The organism is Pirellulales bacterium, from assembly GCA_035499655.1.
Taxonomy (GTDB): Bacteria; Planctomycetota; Planctomycetia; order Pirellulales; family JADZDJ01; genus DATJYL01.
Genome location: DATJYL010000114.1, coordinates 1 through 15,075, shown reverse-complemented (window position 1 = coordinate 15,075; position 15,075 = coordinate 1). Strand labels below are relative to the sequence as shown.

Here is a 15,075-nt window from a genome sequence, read left to right as displayed (position 1 = left end):
CGGAACTATCTGCAGTCCTTATATTTGCATTTCGCTGCCGGCGCGAACTAGGCTTCCTTTGCGCCGCCTTGAAATCCTCATTTCGCGAAATTCTGCATGAGTTTTGGAGAAGGTGCCAGCACCGATTTTGCCACCATGCGAGGACGAAACTATCCGTCCATTCGCCAGTTCACCGTTTTTTTGGAGAACCGCGTGGGGCAACTGCTGGAAGTGGTGCGGCGCTTCGAAGGCAGCCGCGTCAAGATTGTCGCCCTGTCGATCACCGATTCCGCCGAATGCTGCTTCGTGCGGTTTTTGCTCAGCCATCCGGAGCAAGGGCGCGAAATTTTGGAACGGGCCGGCCTGGCGATGATCGAAAGCGATTTGATCGGCGTCGAATTGCCCGATGGGCATCAGCCACTGCTGCAAGTCTGTACGGCCTTGTTGCAGGCCGAGGTGAACATCATTCAGGCCTATCCGCTGTTGGTGCGTCCGCATGGTCGGCCGGCGGTGGCCCTGATGGTCGACAACATCGAAATGGGTTTGGAAACGCTCGGCAACAAGGGCTTCACGATGATTACTGAAGCCGACCTGGCGGAAGATGAGTAAAAAACTTCAATCGCAACATCGCTCCTGAGGAAACACCATGTCCAGTGAATCCACAGAGGACCACGAATTAACGCCGGGAATCACTTTAAAAGCACTGCTCGAAACGGTTGGTGTTATTTCGGTAATTGTTGGCGGGCTGATGATTGCCGCTGGCTGTTTCACCAGTTCGAAGGAATTGTTAATTCCGGGTTCGATTCTGATCTCGGGTAGTTTGATTGCGTTAGCGATCTGGAAGCGGTCGCCGTAAGTTCCAGATAGAATTTTCCGCCACGCAATGCGCCATGATCGGTCCTTCGATTCCAGACCACCGCTACGATTGGCCGCTGTTGTTGTTTGCTCTGCTTTATCCTGCGCTGTTGACGTGGGTGTACTTTCTGCTGCTGGCCGAGGCGGCAAAATCGACGCAACAAACCGTATATGTGTTGGGCAAAGCCATTCAGTTTGGATTGCCGCTGGTGTGGGTCGGGTGGATTTGCCGTGAACCGCTGCACTGGCCGAAGTTTTCCACTCGCGGGCTGTTGGCCGGAATTGTGTTTGGTTTGGTGTTCGGCGGCGCGGCGGTGGCCATTTACTTCGGGGCACTGAAGTCAGCAGGATGGTTTGACGAAGCGGCCGGAAAAATGAGCGGTCGCCTGGCGGAAATAGGCATCAACAATCCGGCCGAATATGCCGGTGTGGCGCTGTTTTACTCGCTGGTGCATTCGCTGCTGGAAGAATATTACTGGCGGTGGTTTGTGTTTGGGCAGTTGCGACGGCGAATTTCGCTGCCGGCGGCCATCGCCATTTCCAGTGTCGCCTTCATGGGGCATCACGTGATCGTGCTGGGAATTTATTTCGGCTGGGCCAGTCCGTGGACGTATTCGTTTTCCCTCGCCACGGCCCTTGGCGGTGCATTTTGGGCCTGGCTGTACCAGCGCAGCGGTTCGATTTATGGGCCGTGGTTCAGCCATCTGCTGCTCGACGCGGCCATTTTTGGCGTGGGCTACGATTTAATGCACACTGCGGAGCTGTCTCACTGACGGCGCATTTTTCTGACGGAAGCATTCGATTGCTGCCGCTTGCGGCAAACCGCAGCGAGCAACTGGCAATACCGGCTGCGAATGGCCCCTGTTGCAAACCGGAGACGGAGTTTCGCAACGGCATCGTTGAATTCTGGGCAGTACGAATTCCCCTCAAAAACCGAACGTGGCAGCCGGGGCATGATGAATCAATGCTGCCGCGGCAGGCGTTGAAAAATCACCGCTTTTAAAAATGCAGACTGAGGGAAATTCGTAACCCATATTTTCTTGGCGAAGGCGTCGAGCCGGAAGCTGAACGAAAGCATGCCGGTTTTTTCGAGGCAGCAACGGCGCTCTCGCCGGAGCGTTGCACTTTGCACGCTTCTACACACCTCATTTTTTATGGGGACACTGTATGTGTTTGAAGAATCGATTTTATCTGGCGGTTGCGGTAAGCGCGTTGTGCTGTTGGTCGGGATGGTTGACCGCGGGAGGAAGCGCCCAAGCGGACGATCAAAACGCAAGCACGCTGCAAAAGAATCAGTCCACCACCCAGCAAAGCGTGCCGGCAAACGACCGGGAAAGCTCGCGGCCAGCTCAGCAGACCGAGCCGCAGCCGATCAATCTGGCCGGAAAGGGAAGACAGGCTTCGGAAAAATTTCGCCTGGAGCCTGGGTTGTGCGTGTTTGAAGTGAACCACGACGGCGATTCGAACTTAGTGATCCGGCTGTTGGACCGCAACGGCAAGGAAATCGACACGGTGTTCAATCAAATTGGCAAGTTCACCGGCCAGCGCGCCATGAACGTGCCCAAAGGCGATACGTGCCTGTTAGATGTGCAGGCCGATGGCAATTGGACGGCGAATATCCGCCAGCCGCGTCCGACGGAAGGGCAAGCAGCCCCTTGCACTTTGCAAGGGCACGGCTACAACACCACGCCGTTCTTTAAGCTGGAGAAGGGCTTAGCCGAGTTCCAGATGAAACACGAGGGCGAAGCGCGGTTCCGAGTGGTTCTGCTGGATCGGAATGGCCGTCCGGTGGAATACCTGACGAACACCCTTGGCGCCTTCGAGGGCTCCAAGCCGATCTCGATTGAAGAGCCGGGTCTGTACTTTTTGAACGTGAGCGCCGACGGCGATTGGACCGTCGACGTGAAGTAAGCTGCTGCGCCGATTAGAAAAAGTTCAAGCCCAGGGGTTGCAGCCCCTGGGCTTGTTTGTTGAATCACCAATTTGAAATCGAACCGAATTCAAATCAGCTCGCGGTTATTTCAAAATTTTCGCAGTGTCGGCGACGATTTGTTCAGCCGCCGCGTCGTTCAGTCCGCCGGGCGGAAGGGCGTGGTTGGCCACGACTTTGCCCTTCACGTAAATCAGCACAGTGGTTTCGACCTGGGGATTGATGTTATAGGTTTCGGGGCCATTGGGCTGATCTTTCGGAACCACGAAAGCCACGTTTTCAACCTTCGTATCAGCGATGATTTGCTTGCTGGCGGCCGCCAATTCATCAGGCTTGTCGCCGATCAGGCTGACAAACGAGGCCATGTTGTGTTCGTCCTTATTTTGGGCCACGACCGTATCCAAGCGTTTTACCAGCCGGGCCAGCGCTCGGTCGGGCTTACGAGAGAAGACCATCACCACGGGACGGTTGCCCATCTTGCAGCGATAGCAAAGTTGTTGGCCAACCGGAACACCATCGTCGGGGGCGCCGGCGACTTTGGTCACCTCGTAAGCCCCCAGCGTGTCGCCGGGTTGGGGACCACTGCGGAGTTCTTCTGCACGGGTGGCGGAGGTAAACAACAGGACCGCCAGGGACAAACCCCATGTGGCAACTCGCTTCATCTTAGAAACTCCTATCGGGATACAAATTCGGAAGCCAGTGCTTCCGGCTATCAAAAATGGAGTCGCTCTAATTGCCGGACGCGACTCTCATTGAAACTACAGGCGGAAGGGCAAACCGTTGGTGGGACCGGGCGCTGCACTGTTTTAACTCTTGCAACTGGCCGGCACTGGCAGGGCGTGTGATTTCAACCTCCTGGTGAAAAGCCCAAGCGTCAACGACGGCTAGCGCTTTTCTAAGGTCAAAGATACGACATTTGCTCCCCTCTTGCAATCGGGGGCGACCGTATGATCTATACCGAAACCGAGGGGGAAAATGCAGTCAAAATGTGAATTTTGGAGAATTATTGAAGTTCGAGACCGAGGGCTGGATGGCGATTATTGCAGTTGGATTGGACTTCGTTAGAATTTGAGGTGCGGGGGGGAAGTGGCGCTTGCTTGTGGAACGATATAGGTTTTGCTGTTCCACGACCCGCCGCATTCCGACTGCTGCACATTGCCCAGTGAATTCCGAAACACACCGGAGGTGAATTATGGCGACTGCCGTTGAACCCAAAACTCGCAAACCGCAAGTCAAAGAAACGCAATGCTTAATTAACGGCAAATGGCAGCCGGCCAAAAGTGGCAAGACGTTTGAAACGATCAATCCGGCCACCGAAGAAGTGATTGCCAAAGTGGCCGAAGGCGATGCCGCCGATATTGACCTGGCCGTGAAAGCTGCCCGCAATGCCTTTGAAACCGGCCCTTGGTCCAAAATGGATGCCCGCGACCGGGGTAAGTTGATGAATCGACTCGCCGATTTAATCGAAGAAGAAATCGACGAACTTGCCGCGCTGGAAACGCTCGACAATGGCAAGCCGATCCGCGACAGCCGCGCCGCCGATTTGCCGCTGACGATCGATTGCCTTCGCTATTACGCCGGCTGGGCCGACAAACTCCACGGCCAAACCATTCCGGTGCGCGGCAATTATTTCACCTACACACGGCGCGAGCCGGTGGGCGTGGTGGGGCAAATTATTCCTTGGAATTTTCCGATGCTCATGGTGGCCTGGAAATGGGGTCCCGCCCTGGCCGCAGGCAACACCATCGTGATGAAGCCTGCCGAGCAAACGCCGCTGAGTTGCTTGCGGATGGCCAAGCTGGCGCAGGAAGCCGGTTTTCCGGACGGCGTGATCAACGTGGTTCCCGGTTATGGCCCCACGGCGGGCGCTGCGCTGGTGGGACATCCCGACGTTGACAAAATTGCCTTCACGGGGTCGACCGAAGTCGGCCATTTGATTTCCCGCGAAGCGGCTCCCACGATGAAGCGTGTGTCGTTGGAACTGGGCGGAAAGAGCCCGAATATCGTGTTTGCCGATTCTGATTTGGATGCCGCCGCAGCGGGAGCGCACTTTGGATTGTACTTCAACCAGGGCCAGTGCTGTTGCGCCGGCAGCCGGTTGTTCGTCGAAGACAAAGTGCACGACAAGCTTGTCGACAAAATGGCGGCCATGAATGGCAAGCGCCGCTTGGGCGATCCGTTTGATCCGGCCACCGAGCAGGGGCCGCAAGTCAACAAGGAGCAGTTCGACAAGGTGATGGGCTACATTGAGGCGGGGAAAAAGGAGGGAGCCAAGTGCGTCACCGGTGGCGAACGCTTCGGCGACAAAGGTTATTTCATCGAGCCAACGCTGTTCACCAACGTGACCGACAAGATGAAAATTGCCGAAGAAGAAATCTTCGGACCCGTGATGTCGGTCTTGCGGTTCAAGGATATCGAGGAAGTGGTGCAGCGAGCCAACAAAACCAACTACGGTTTGGCGGCCGCCGTGTGGACCCGCGACGTGGCCAAGGCCCATTATATTGCCAAGAAAATCAAGGCTGGCACGGTGTGGATCAACTGCTACGACGTGTTCGACGCCGCCGCCCCGTTTGGCGGCTTTAAGATGAGCGGCATCGGCCGCGAACTGGGCGAACGCGGCTTGGACGCGTATACCGAATGGAAAACCGTGACGGTCAGCTTGGATTGAATAGGCGCCTGCCATTTCGCCGAGAATCGTCCGATATAAAAAACGAACTTCAACGCCTGCGGCTAAACTCCGCAGGCGTTTTTGTTTGCTTCTTGATATAATTCACGTAAAACCGGAGAGGAGAAAGCAGTCCGGCGAGCGCACCGGCTCGGAAGGCCAGGTCAAACGAAAGCTCGGCCCTGGTTTCCGCGGCGATTGCGGCCACGCAATAGGCAAATCGCAATTGACATTGCTCCGCAGACAGCCAACGCCCACGCCGCCGGCTCGGGCACAGACACGATATTCCAGGCCAGACCGTACTGCTCCGACATCGGCGCCCCGGACACACCCAGATCGTCCACCTCGATGCTCACGGTGCCCGATTGCGGTAGCAGAAAGCTCAAAAACTGTTCGTTGTCAAACGCGCTGATCGATTCGGCCACAAGGGTGCTATTGACCAGCACTTTCAAATTCAAATCCCCAAGCGTTTGCGCGGTAAACGAATCGCCGTAGTCAGCAACATTATCGTGATTGGTATCAGTCCACAGGACTTGGCGAAACCAATTGAGCGAAACATTGATTTGGCTGCCGGCGATTTCCGGCGTGTTGATGTTGTACGTGCTCGATGCGGCGCCGGAAATGGTGTTCAAATCCCATCCAATGGAGTTCACCGTGCCGCGTTGCTGGCCCGCACTATATTGTTGATACAACCGGGCTCCGTCAATCTGGCCGGCGCCGGAATCGGCATCCAAGGGCGCGGTAACCACCAGCACTCCATTTACGTTGCTGCTGGCGCGCGGCGCCCAAGCGGCGGCGGGCGTTAGGTTCGGCGGGCCGGAAGTCGACGGTAAAACCTTGTCGTACACCGGATCGGCACTGGCCATCATCGTGGCTTTAATCACCAGCGGGCTGGTGCTCAGGTTGTTGCTGATTCCGTAGCCAATTTCCTGAGCCATCATGCCGCAGACTAACGCCGAAGAAATACTGGTGCCGTTTAATCCCGAGGTCCAATAGGTGGATGGTTGACCCGGCGTAAACATATTGTTAGCCAGCGTGATGTACGTGCCCGGGGCGACCAGATCAGGCTTGTCACGATCGGCCGTGCCCGATTGGCTGTTGATGGGGCCGGTGGCGCTATTGCTCATGATTTGGTCATAATTTAAGACGGTATTTGCTGTGATAGGTCCAGCGTTTGGGTCTTCGCCGACTGGAACGCCGGTGCGGCCGACAGTGACCACGTTGTAGGCGCTGCCCGGGCTGCGGACAAATTGGTTGGAAGGTGGATCGTCGAGGACCACTTCGCCTGTTGTCTCGTCGCGATGAGCCGCAATGTTGCCGGCTGAAACGGTGACATTCACCCCCTGCTCCGCAGCCCAATCGAGAATGAGATCGATGCCGTCGGTGCCGCTCGTGTTGGAAGGCGGATTAAAATCGAGCGAAAGATTCATGACATTCACGTGCTGCGAAACGGCATAGCCGACGCCGTTCATGACCGTGCTGTCGCCGCTAAATGCTGAACCGGCATTCAGCACGCGGGCATTAACGTATTGGGCACTGGGGGCCAGACCGGTGTGCGTAGGATCGCTGCTTAAAATGGCGCTCGCCATGGCAGTTCCGTGGCCTTCGGTGGAAATGTCGTCGGCCGAAGTATCGCCGTCGCCGACAAAATCCTGAGCGGCCACTTGGCGGCCCGACAGGGCAGGATGGGTGGATTTCACGCCGCTATCAACAATGCCGACGATTACGCCGGCGCCGCTACCCAGCTCTTGACGTGAAACATCCCCCTGAATAGCCAAAACGTCGGCATCATCGGCCAGCGCGGACGGGGACTCGAGCAACGCTACTGCGAGCGATGCGGCTGCTAACAGCGCATAAATCGTCCCCCTCATCGCCCTTCTCCGGTCCGAAAACGCCCCTAGCGCCGAGCCGCAAAGTGCCCATTTGGCCCTCATAACATCATACTCAGCAGGTGCAATAAATGCCCGCAATTTGCTCGTAGGAGCCCAATTTCGACACAATTTGGCCTGAGATCGGAAACCAATAAAGCCGCACCAACCTACCGTGGCTTGGTTTGCGGCGCGTTTTGCAGTTCCGCCTGCCATTGGTGCAACTGTTGCAATGCGGCCAAGGGCGAAAGGCCGTTCAAATCGAGCGTGCGAAGTTTTTCCACCAGCGGATGCACCTCGGCCGCAAACAGCGTTAGCTGCAAATCCCCCACGCGGCTGGTTTTTTCGCGGCGGCCCATTTTAGGCCGGCCCGCTTCGTCCAGGTGCTCCTGCTCCAGTTGTGCCAGAATTTGCTGGGCGCGCTGGTTCACTTCTGGCGGCACGCCGGCCAGCCGAGCCACGTGAATGCCGTAACTTTTGTCGGCCGCCCCATCCACGATTTTGTGCAAGAACACCACCTGCTCGTCCCATTCACGCACCGCAACATTCAAATTGCGGACGCTGGACAGCGTTTTCGCCAAATCGGTCAATTCATGGTAATGCGTGGCGAACAGCGTGCGGCAACCCAAGTGATCGTGCAAATACTCCACCACCGCCCAAGCGAGCGAGACCCCGTCGTACGTGCTGGTGCCGCGGCCAATTTCGTCCAAAATCACCAGGCTCCGCGGCGTGGCGGTATTCAGAATCCGCGCCGTTTCGGTCATTTCCACCATGAACGTGCTTTGACCGCGGCTGAGTTCATCGCTGGCGCCGACCCGGGCAAAAATGCGATCGGCCACTCCCAGCGTCGCCTCGCGCGCCGGCACAAAGCTGCCAATTTGAGCCACTAGCGTAATCAGCGCCACCTGGCGAATGTACGTGCTCTTGCCCGCCATGTTCGGCCCCGTGATGAGCAAAATCAGCCCCTCGTCGGGCGAAGCCACCGTGTCGTTGGGAACGAAGGACCCATCGGACAGGAGGCTGTCGAGCACCGGATGCCGGCCCTCGCGGAGGTTGAGCACCGGTTCGTCGACCAGCGTAGGCCGACAATAATTTCGCGATCGGGCCAAATGCGCCAGTGTTGCAAGCACATCAAGCTGCGCAAGCGCCACGGCCGAAGCCTGCAGCCGGCGCACTTGGTCGGCGACAAACTGGCGCAGCTCGAGGAATAGTTCGAATTCCAATTCCTTCCCTCGCTGGTCGGCCGTCAGCACTTTTTCTTCATACTCTTTTAACTCCGGCGTGATGTAGCGTTCCGCATTTTTCACGGTTTGCTTGCGGATGTAGTTTTCGGGAATTTTGTGGCCGTGGGTGTGCGTGACTTCGATGTAATAGCCGAATACTTTGTTGTAACCAACTTTGAGCGTGGCGATGCCGGTGCGGGCCGCTTCTTGGGCCTGGTAGCTTGCGATCCACTGTTTGCCGCCGGCGGCCAATTCTCGCAGGCCGTCAAGCTCGGCATGATAACAGGGTCGAATGATTCCCCCTTCGCGGCTCTGCAACGGGCAATTGTCCACCAGCGCCGCTCCCAGACGCGCGCGAATATCGGGACACAAATCGAGTTCCGATTCCAGCCGCGCCAACAGTTCGCTGCGGCGACCCGTGAGTTTTGCCTTCACGGCCGGCAGCGCGGCCAGCGTTTGTCCCACATGTGCTAAATCGCGCGGACTGGCCCGACCGGTCGAAATGCGGGCCAACAGGCGTGGAAGATCGTAAATGTCGCGCAGTTTTCCGCGCAGGTCGTCTGTCAATCGCGACTCGGCAACCAATTCCGCAACGGCATCGAGCCGCTGATTAATGGGCCCAAGCTCGGTCAGCGGATTCGCAACCCACTCGGCTAGCAGCCGCGAACCCATGGGCGTGACGGTTTGATCCAGGACGGCCAGCAACGTTCCTTCGCGCCCACCATTGCGCAGCGTGTGGGTAATTTCCAAACTGCGGCGGGTGAATTGATCGATCTGGAGCGTGCTGCCTGTGTGATAACGCACCAGGCGGTCCAAATGCGACAGCGATGCTTTTTGCGTCTCGCCCAGATAATTTAAAATCGCGCCGGCAGCCCGAAGGGCCAGCGAGTCGGTATTCTCGTCGAAGCCAAAACCTTCCAGTGTGGCGGTGCCGAAATGCTTGGTCAGCGTTTCCACCGCCGTGGGCAGCGAAAATGTCCAGGCCGGACGGTGAGTGAACAGCATTTTTTCGAGCGGCTGGCCACTAACCGGCAAGCCAGGTGTTACCGCAGCATGAGGAACCGCCGATTGCTCCTCCACGAGGCATTCCGCTGGATGGATGCGGGCCAGTTGATCGGGCAAGGCGGCCCGCGGAAACACCGCCGCCTGAAACCGACCGGTGGAAAGCTCCACCCACGCCAGGCCGACCAGGCAATCTCCCTCTCCCCGTGGGAGAGGGCCGGGTCCCCGCAGGCGACTCGCCGTGGCGAGGTGAAAGTGCCGCTTGCCATTGGCTGCAAACCCAGGCCTTACTGTTCGAGAACCGGCGCCACCGGCATCCACAACCACCGCCGCCAAATAATTGCTTTCGCGCGGGTCCAGCAGCACCTCGTCGGTCAGCGTGCCGGGCGTGACGACTCTGGTAACTTCGCGCTTGACCAATCCTTTGGCCTGGCGCGGGTCTTCCATCTGCTCGCAAATGGCCACACGGATCCCCAGCGACACCAGTTTTGCCAGGTAACTTTCCAATTGATGGTGCGGAAAACCGGCCATCGGCACGGCGTTTTCGCTTTTGTCGCGGCTGGTGAGCGCCAGCCCTAGTAGCCGGGTGGCGGTGCGCGCGTCGTCGAAAAACAGCTCGTAGAAATCCCCCATCCGGAACAACAACAGCGCATCAGGACACGCCGCTTTGGCATCCTGATATTGGCGCATCATGGGAGTTTCGACCATGACGCCGATGTTAGCAAACAGGAATCAACATGGGGAGTAGGGGAACGCCATAGCATGGGGTATAATTTAGTGATGCAATTCGCTCCACAACAAAACTGGTCGCTTTATCGGGCAATGTCCGCCGCTGCGGACGCAGCTTGGATCCGTGGATTGTCGACCGCGCAGCGCTTTGCCATTTACCGAGATTTGTATAATGCAATCTGGAATGCGCGCGGCGTCCAAGGCGATTGGGAGCGACTGGATTCGATGCGTTGGCAGGAGAAATTGGCGGCGCGGCGCCGCATGGTTGAGGCATTTGAAAAATTAGACCTGCGCATGCATGGATGAAATCCTGCAAACCACTTTGGCGGATGCCATTCGCTTTCTGGAAGCGCAGCAAATTCGTTACGCCCTGATCGGAGGTTTGGCCGCATCGTTACTCGGCGAACCGCGGGTAACTGCCGATGTCGATCTTGTCATTGCGGCCGACGTCGATCATGCGCTGCGCCTCGTGAAAGCGCTGCAAGGAAGCAAGTTCCGGCCGTTATTCGATCAGGTCGAAGAAGTCGTCCAAAAGGCCTTCATCTTGCCGCTCAAACATCGCCTGACAACTGTTAAGGTCGATTTGGTCCTGGGGCTATCTGGCTTTGAACAGCAGGTTATCGCTCGGGCTAAACCGACTGAAATAGCCGGCTTAACAGTTTCCGTCGCCACTGCGGAAGATTTGCTGATTATGAAAGTCCTGGCCGGACGGCCTCAAGACGAACAAGACTTGCACGGTTTAGTGATTGCCCAAAGGGAAAATCTCGATTGGAAGTATTGTCTTAAACTGGCCGCAGATTTGGCGGAATCCATTGGCCAAGATTTGATCGGCCGCGTTAAAGCATTGCGAGATGGCCATCACCGAAAGTGAGCGGAGAACCTTTCGGTGTGGATGCCTGCAAATGATTGTGGTGTCCCCTATATTGGGGCGCATATTCGGCAGCTATTTTAAGGGGTAGACTATGGCTGATTCGCAATGGCCCAGCGTTCGCCAATTGCTCGCAATGAACGATGCCGAGCTTGCCCGTCAGGACATCGCGGCAGTCGATCTGGCTTGCGCCGCGGGACTTCCCGGCGCGGAAGATTTAGATATCCCGCGATGTTTGGCGAAACTTGACGAATGGACCGATCTCGTTGCGAGCGGCACTGAGTGTTCTCTTCATCGGCGAGCTAAAGAGCATTCTTATCGCGAGTTCAGTGACGCGCAATTCCGCATTCTCGTGATGATCACGGTTTTGCAGCGGAACCTGGGAGTTCGTTACAATCTTGCTTTCAGTCAAGGAAAATACGACGCCTCGGATTCCAACAATCTTATGCTGCATGGTCTATTGACCGGCCACGGCGGCACCTGTGTCACCATGCCTGTTTTGTATGCGGCAATCGGAAGGCGACTCGGCTATCCGATCAAACTCGCCCTCGCCAAAGAGCACACATTCTGCCGTTGGGACGATCAACATGGCGAGCGGTTCAACATTGAAGCGACGTCGCCGGGATTTAACTCAACAACCGACGATTACTATCTCATGTGGCCCAAGTCATTAACGAGCCAAGAAATCGCTAGCGGGCGCTGGCTCGTAAGTTTGTCGTCGCGCGAAGAGTTGGCTTTCTTTCTCGGCGAACGAGGCTCTTGCTGCGTAGACAATCTTATGACATTGCAGGCTGTGGAGGCTTGTTATCACTCCCACAAACTGGCGCCCCATGATCCGGTGTACGAATACCGATGGGGTGTGGCCATAATGCTGCACCGTGCGGTCAAGGAAATGGAGAGGCAGGGTCAATTGACGCCATTTTCAAACACGCTGCTGATGCCAGCGCCGAAAGAGCCGTGGGAGAAGTGCTTCTACCCCCATGCTTAGCAAATGTTGAATCGCATTCTCTCCAATCGCCGTGCCAAACGTGAAGCAGCGCAGGCAGACCAGTGGAATGCCGTTAGAGAACACGTATTTAGCGAAACAGTCGTTGCCATGTAAATAAAGGAACCCCCCCATGTACAATCCAGGCCTTGGTCGATTTATGACTGAAGACCCACTAGGACTGGAAGCGGGCCCAAATCCCTACGATTACTGCAACAACGATCCCACGAACGAAACCGATCCCAGTGGATTAAAGGGCGCACCAACACCAATTACTCCTGAGGAGCCGCTTCCGACACCATGGGGACCGGAGGAACCTTTTCCAGGAGAACTAGGACCAGGCGGAGAATCAGGAAGCTTGGGCCCAGCCCTTGGAGCAGGCGGTATAATTTTACTCATTCCTACAACATGCGGTACACATGATGAAATAACAAACGATGACCTGCAACCGCCAATAAACCATCTCAAAGACGACTGTTATCGTTGGTACTATCAAGACTGCGCAGCGTGCAAAAGATATCATAGCGCAAGGGATAGGGCGCTCTGTTATGAAAGAGCTGCCATCGAGTTGGATAAGTGCATCCGAACATCAATTGACAGGTTCCCAGAGAATATCGCGTGAACGCTGATAAAGTAATTGCTAAACGGACCTTAAATCTCGATCTGCCAAACGGCACATCGCAGGCAATCACAGTATACATTGGAGCGCCAGCACCGGATTCGAACCCAGGAGGAGACTGGATTTGTCACCTTAAAATAGATGGCCTTCCCGGCCAATGGCCAAAGGTTTTCTACGGTATTGACTCAGTCCAGGCACTCATGCACGTTCTAACACTTATTCCAACCATTTTGGACAGCCACGCCCGTGAGATGGGAGCAACGCTGAATTGGCTAGACACAGGATCACATGGCTTCCCACATACTGATATTGGTGAGGAACAAACTGGCAACGATTAAAATTCATCAAAGTTCCAGGCCACGCACTCTGTGCGTGAAAAACTGTCCTCACCACTCCAATGGGGCAAACCGTGGGTATACTGTAGCCGATGCTGGAGCTGATGAACGCAACGATGCGGGTATACCGATACCGCGTGGACGGTACTCGACACGCAAAACATGATGCGTGAACACACCGACACGGCCGCTCAGAAAATATTACATCCTAATTCCTACATTCCGCTTAGTTCGCACACGCTGATTTGGCATCCTGATATTGGCGCATCATGGGAGTTTCGACCATGACGCCGATGTTAGGAAAGGTTAACCACGTTAGGGAGTAGGGTCACGCGGCCTGCGGAGGCAAGTAATTTCGCAGCATTTGTGAAACGGCGGGAGCGATTGTGCTTTTTGCCACCGGTTCATCCAATTCTCTTAGTAAGCGGCCGATTTCATCTGCCAGATATGGGGTTTCCTGGGCCAAGCGATTAAGCAGCCCTACCGCCACGCTTTGGCTTAGAGCGCGGAAGATTTCAGCCACCGAGCGAAGTCCACCCCAATTTTGAAACTGCACCAGCATCACGCTGGCCAAGTGGTCTTGCAAGCCGTTTTCCACATCGTGAATCATTTCAGGGTCGATTTGTTTCATCGCGGCAATGCGGCGAACCACGACCAGTTGCTGCTCGCTAGGCAAGCCGGCGAGGATGCCCGCCCCTTGCGCCGGCGGCAAATGGGAAACGATCAGCGCGATGGTTTGCGGATGCTCCTCGATGATGAATGCCAGCAACTTTTGGCTGTCAACCTTTTGTAAAAAGTCGAAGGGCTTTTCCACGGCCATAGGCCCGTGAGACGCCGTCCCGAAACTGGCTGCGGCAAACTCGTTGATGACGGCTGCTTGCTCTTCGCCGCTGGCCGTGCCCAGCGCGGCAATTTCGGCCGAAACAGCCTGGGCCTGCCGGGGATCCAGCTTAGATAGCATTGTGACCGCTTCCTCCTGAGGGAGGCTGGTCAGCATCACGGCGGCTTTGCGAAGACTTGCAATATTTGCCACGGCGCGTCACTCACTTTCGCAGCCAGAAGGCGATGACTCCGGCCGCGAGTTGCGGCTGCCGCCGCACTGCCGCCCGCAAAACAGCAATGCTGGTCGCCGGCTTTCCAGCGGCAGCGGTCGGCAAGTCGCTTCCAGCAGGCGTTTTGTGCGCTACGCTAGCAGTTTGAACAAACCACATAAGAATCACCCGCAGAAAGAAAGAACGCGACAAATCGCAACAGCCACTGTCCAACGGGCCGCTGCGATTATCGGCAAATGCCAGCGTAAAACTTTAGCGATGGCGAAATCCGTGCTGGCAAATCGTCAATACGGGCACCGGTAGCGCAGGAAGGCGCGGACAACACCGAGCCGCTTTTCCGCCGACTTACGTTTTAACTTTTATCTTCCGCGCCTTGGCTTCATCGGTTTTCTGGAGGGCAATCGTCAACACTCCATTGTGGTACTGCGCATCAACCTTGTCTTCCGAGACGGCGGTCGGCACCGTGACCGATCGAGAAAAACTGCCGTAGCTGCGCTCGATTCGGTGGAAGGTTTTGCCTTTTTCTTCTTTCTCTTCCTTTCGCTCGCCGCTGATGGTCAGCACTCCGTTGGCCAATTGAATGTCGATGTCTTCCGGCTTCATGCCCGGCACGTCCATGCGAACTTCGACGGTGTTGGGCGTTTCCGAGAGGTCCAGAGACGGCATCATCCGGCCTTTGAAGCGGCGTTCCATCGGTTCCCCCACCAATTGCGACCAGAGCGATTCCATTTCTTCGCGGGCCAAGCGGAATGGATCCCAAATGCGTGGCACACGCGGTTCGGACGGTTTGGTCAGTGTCGATGACATTGCTAGTTCCTCCACAATGAAGGCGTTGGAAATGAGTTATGGACAAGCTGTGTTTTATATCGAATACGAATCACACAAAAATCGCTGCGTGGCCAAAGGCTGCCAGGTGCAAATGCGACGATACACTTCCTCGCGATGCACCGGAATATTCCTTGGGC

General features: G+C 56.2%; 15 protein-coding genes. 9 read left to right on the top strand and 6 right to left on the bottom strand.

What is annotated here, in order from left to right; translation table 11 throughout:
• The first annotated feature begins 96 nt into the window (after nt 1–96).
• The 4 genes from VMJ32_08190 (at nt 97) to VMJ32_08175 (ending at nt 2,745) form a co-directional block, all read left to right on the top strand.
• A complete protein-coding gene (locus VMJ32_08190) occupies nt 97–588 on the top strand; it encodes an acetolactate synthase (protein ID HTQ38993.1) in 492 nt (163 codons plus the stop codon).
• Nucleotides 589–625: 37 nt separating this feature from the next.
• A complete protein-coding gene (locus tag VMJ32_08185) occupies nt 626–835 on the top strand; it encodes a hypothetical protein (protein HTQ38992.1) in 210 nt (69 codons plus the stop codon).
• A gap of 34 nt (nt 836–869) precedes the next feature.
• Nucleotides 870–1,607, top strand: coding sequence for a CPBP family intramembrane glutamic endopeptidase (locus VMJ32_08180; GenBank protein HTQ38991.1), 738 nt, complete (start codon nt 870–872; stop codon nt 1,605–1,607).
• A gap of 394 nt (nt 1,608–2,001) precedes the next feature.
• Nucleotides 2,002–2,745 (top strand): hypothetical protein, encoded by a 744-nt coding sequence (locus VMJ32_08175; protein ID HTQ38990.1) that lies wholly within the window; start codon nt 2,002–2,004, stop codon nt 2,743–2,745.
• 105 nt (nt 2,746–2,850) lie between these two features.
• Here the strand turns inward: VMJ32_08175 and VMJ32_08170 are convergent, their stop codons facing one another.
• Nucleotides 2,851–3,426 (bottom strand): hypothetical protein, encoded by a 576-nt coding sequence (locus VMJ32_08170; protein ID HTQ38989.1) that lies wholly within the window; start codon nt 3,424–3,426, stop codon nt 2,851–2,853.
• Between the two features lie 530 nt (nt 3,427–3,956).
• Between VMJ32_08170 and VMJ32_08165 the strand changes: the two genes are divergently transcribed.
• Nucleotides 3,957–5,432 carry an aldehyde dehydrogenase family protein gene (locus VMJ32_08165; protein HTQ38988.1) on the top strand — a complete coding sequence of 492 codons (1,476 nt, stop codon included), beginning with the start codon at nt 3,957–3,959 and terminating at the stop codon, nt 5,430–5,432.
• Nucleotides 5,433–5,593: 161 nt separating this feature from the next.
• On the opposite strand, the gene VMJ32_08160 is transcribed toward VMJ32_08165, so the two are convergent.
• Both VMJ32_08160 and mutS read right to left on the bottom strand, forming a co-directional pair.
• On the bottom strand, nt 5,594–7,300 hold the full coding sequence (locus VMJ32_08160; protein ID HTQ38987.1) for a S8 family serine peptidase: 1,707 nt from the start codon (nt 7,298–7,300) through the stop codon (nt 5,594–5,596).
• A gap of 167 nt (nt 7,301–7,467) precedes the next feature.
• A complete protein-coding gene (gene mutS / locus VMJ32_08155) occupies nt 7,468–10,230 on the bottom strand; it encodes a DNA mismatch repair protein MutS (GenBank protein HTQ38986.1) in 2,763 nt (920 codons plus the stop codon).
• Between mutS and VMJ32_08150 the strand changes: the two genes are divergently transcribed.
• The 4 genes from VMJ32_08150 (at nt 10,204) to VMJ32_08135 (ending at nt 13,061) form a co-directional block, all read left to right on the top strand.
• The gene (locus tag VMJ32_08150; protein HTQ38985.1) at nt 10,204–10,557 is read left to right on the top strand and encodes a hypothetical protein; all 354 of its coding nucleotides are present in this window, start codon (nt 10,204–10,206) and stop codon (nt 10,555–10,557) included. The two genes, mutS and VMJ32_08150, sit on opposite strands and share 27 nt — an antisense overlap.
• A complete protein-coding gene (locus VMJ32_08145; protein ID HTQ38984.1) occupies nt 10,550–11,122 on the top strand; it encodes a DUF6036 family nucleotidyltransferase in 573 nt (190 codons plus the stop codon). Before VMJ32_08150 ends, VMJ32_08145 begins: the two co-directional genes overlap by 8 nt.
• 91 nt (nt 11,123–11,213) lie before the next feature.
• A complete protein-coding gene (locus VMJ32_08140) occupies nt 11,214–12,107 on the top strand; it encodes a transglutaminase family protein (GenBank protein HTQ38983.1) in 894 nt (297 codons plus the stop codon).
• 615 nt (nt 12,108–12,722) lie between these two features.
• Complete coding sequence (locus VMJ32_08135) at nt 12,723–13,061, top strand: hypothetical protein (protein HTQ38982.1); 339 nt, start codon at nt 12,723–12,725, stop codon at nt 13,059–13,061.
• A 325-nt stretch (nt 13,062–13,386) separates the two neighbouring features.
• Here the strand turns inward: VMJ32_08135 and VMJ32_08130 are convergent, their stop codons facing one another.
• The 3 genes from VMJ32_08130 to VMJ32_08120 all read right to left on the bottom strand — a co-directional run bounded on the left by VMJ32_08130 (nt 13,387) and on the right by VMJ32_08120 (nt 14,917).
• Nucleotides 13,387–14,091: a hypothetical protein gene (locus tag VMJ32_08130; GenBank protein HTQ38981.1), complete on the bottom strand. Its 705-nt coding sequence runs from the start codon at nt 14,089–14,091 to the stop codon at nt 13,387–13,389.
• A 10-nt stretch (nt 14,092–14,101) separates the two neighbouring features.
• Nucleotides 14,102–14,269, bottom strand: coding sequence for a hypothetical protein (locus VMJ32_08125; protein ID HTQ38980.1), 168 nt, complete (start codon nt 14,267–14,269; stop codon nt 14,102–14,104).
• Nucleotides 14,270–14,455: 186 nt separating this feature from the next.
• Nucleotides 14,456–14,917, bottom strand: a complete 462-nt coding sequence (locus VMJ32_08120) for an Hsp20/alpha crystallin family protein (protein ID HTQ38979.1) — start codon at nt 14,915–14,917, stop codon at nt 14,456–14,458.
• Nucleotides 14,918–15,075: the final 158 nt, after the last annotated feature.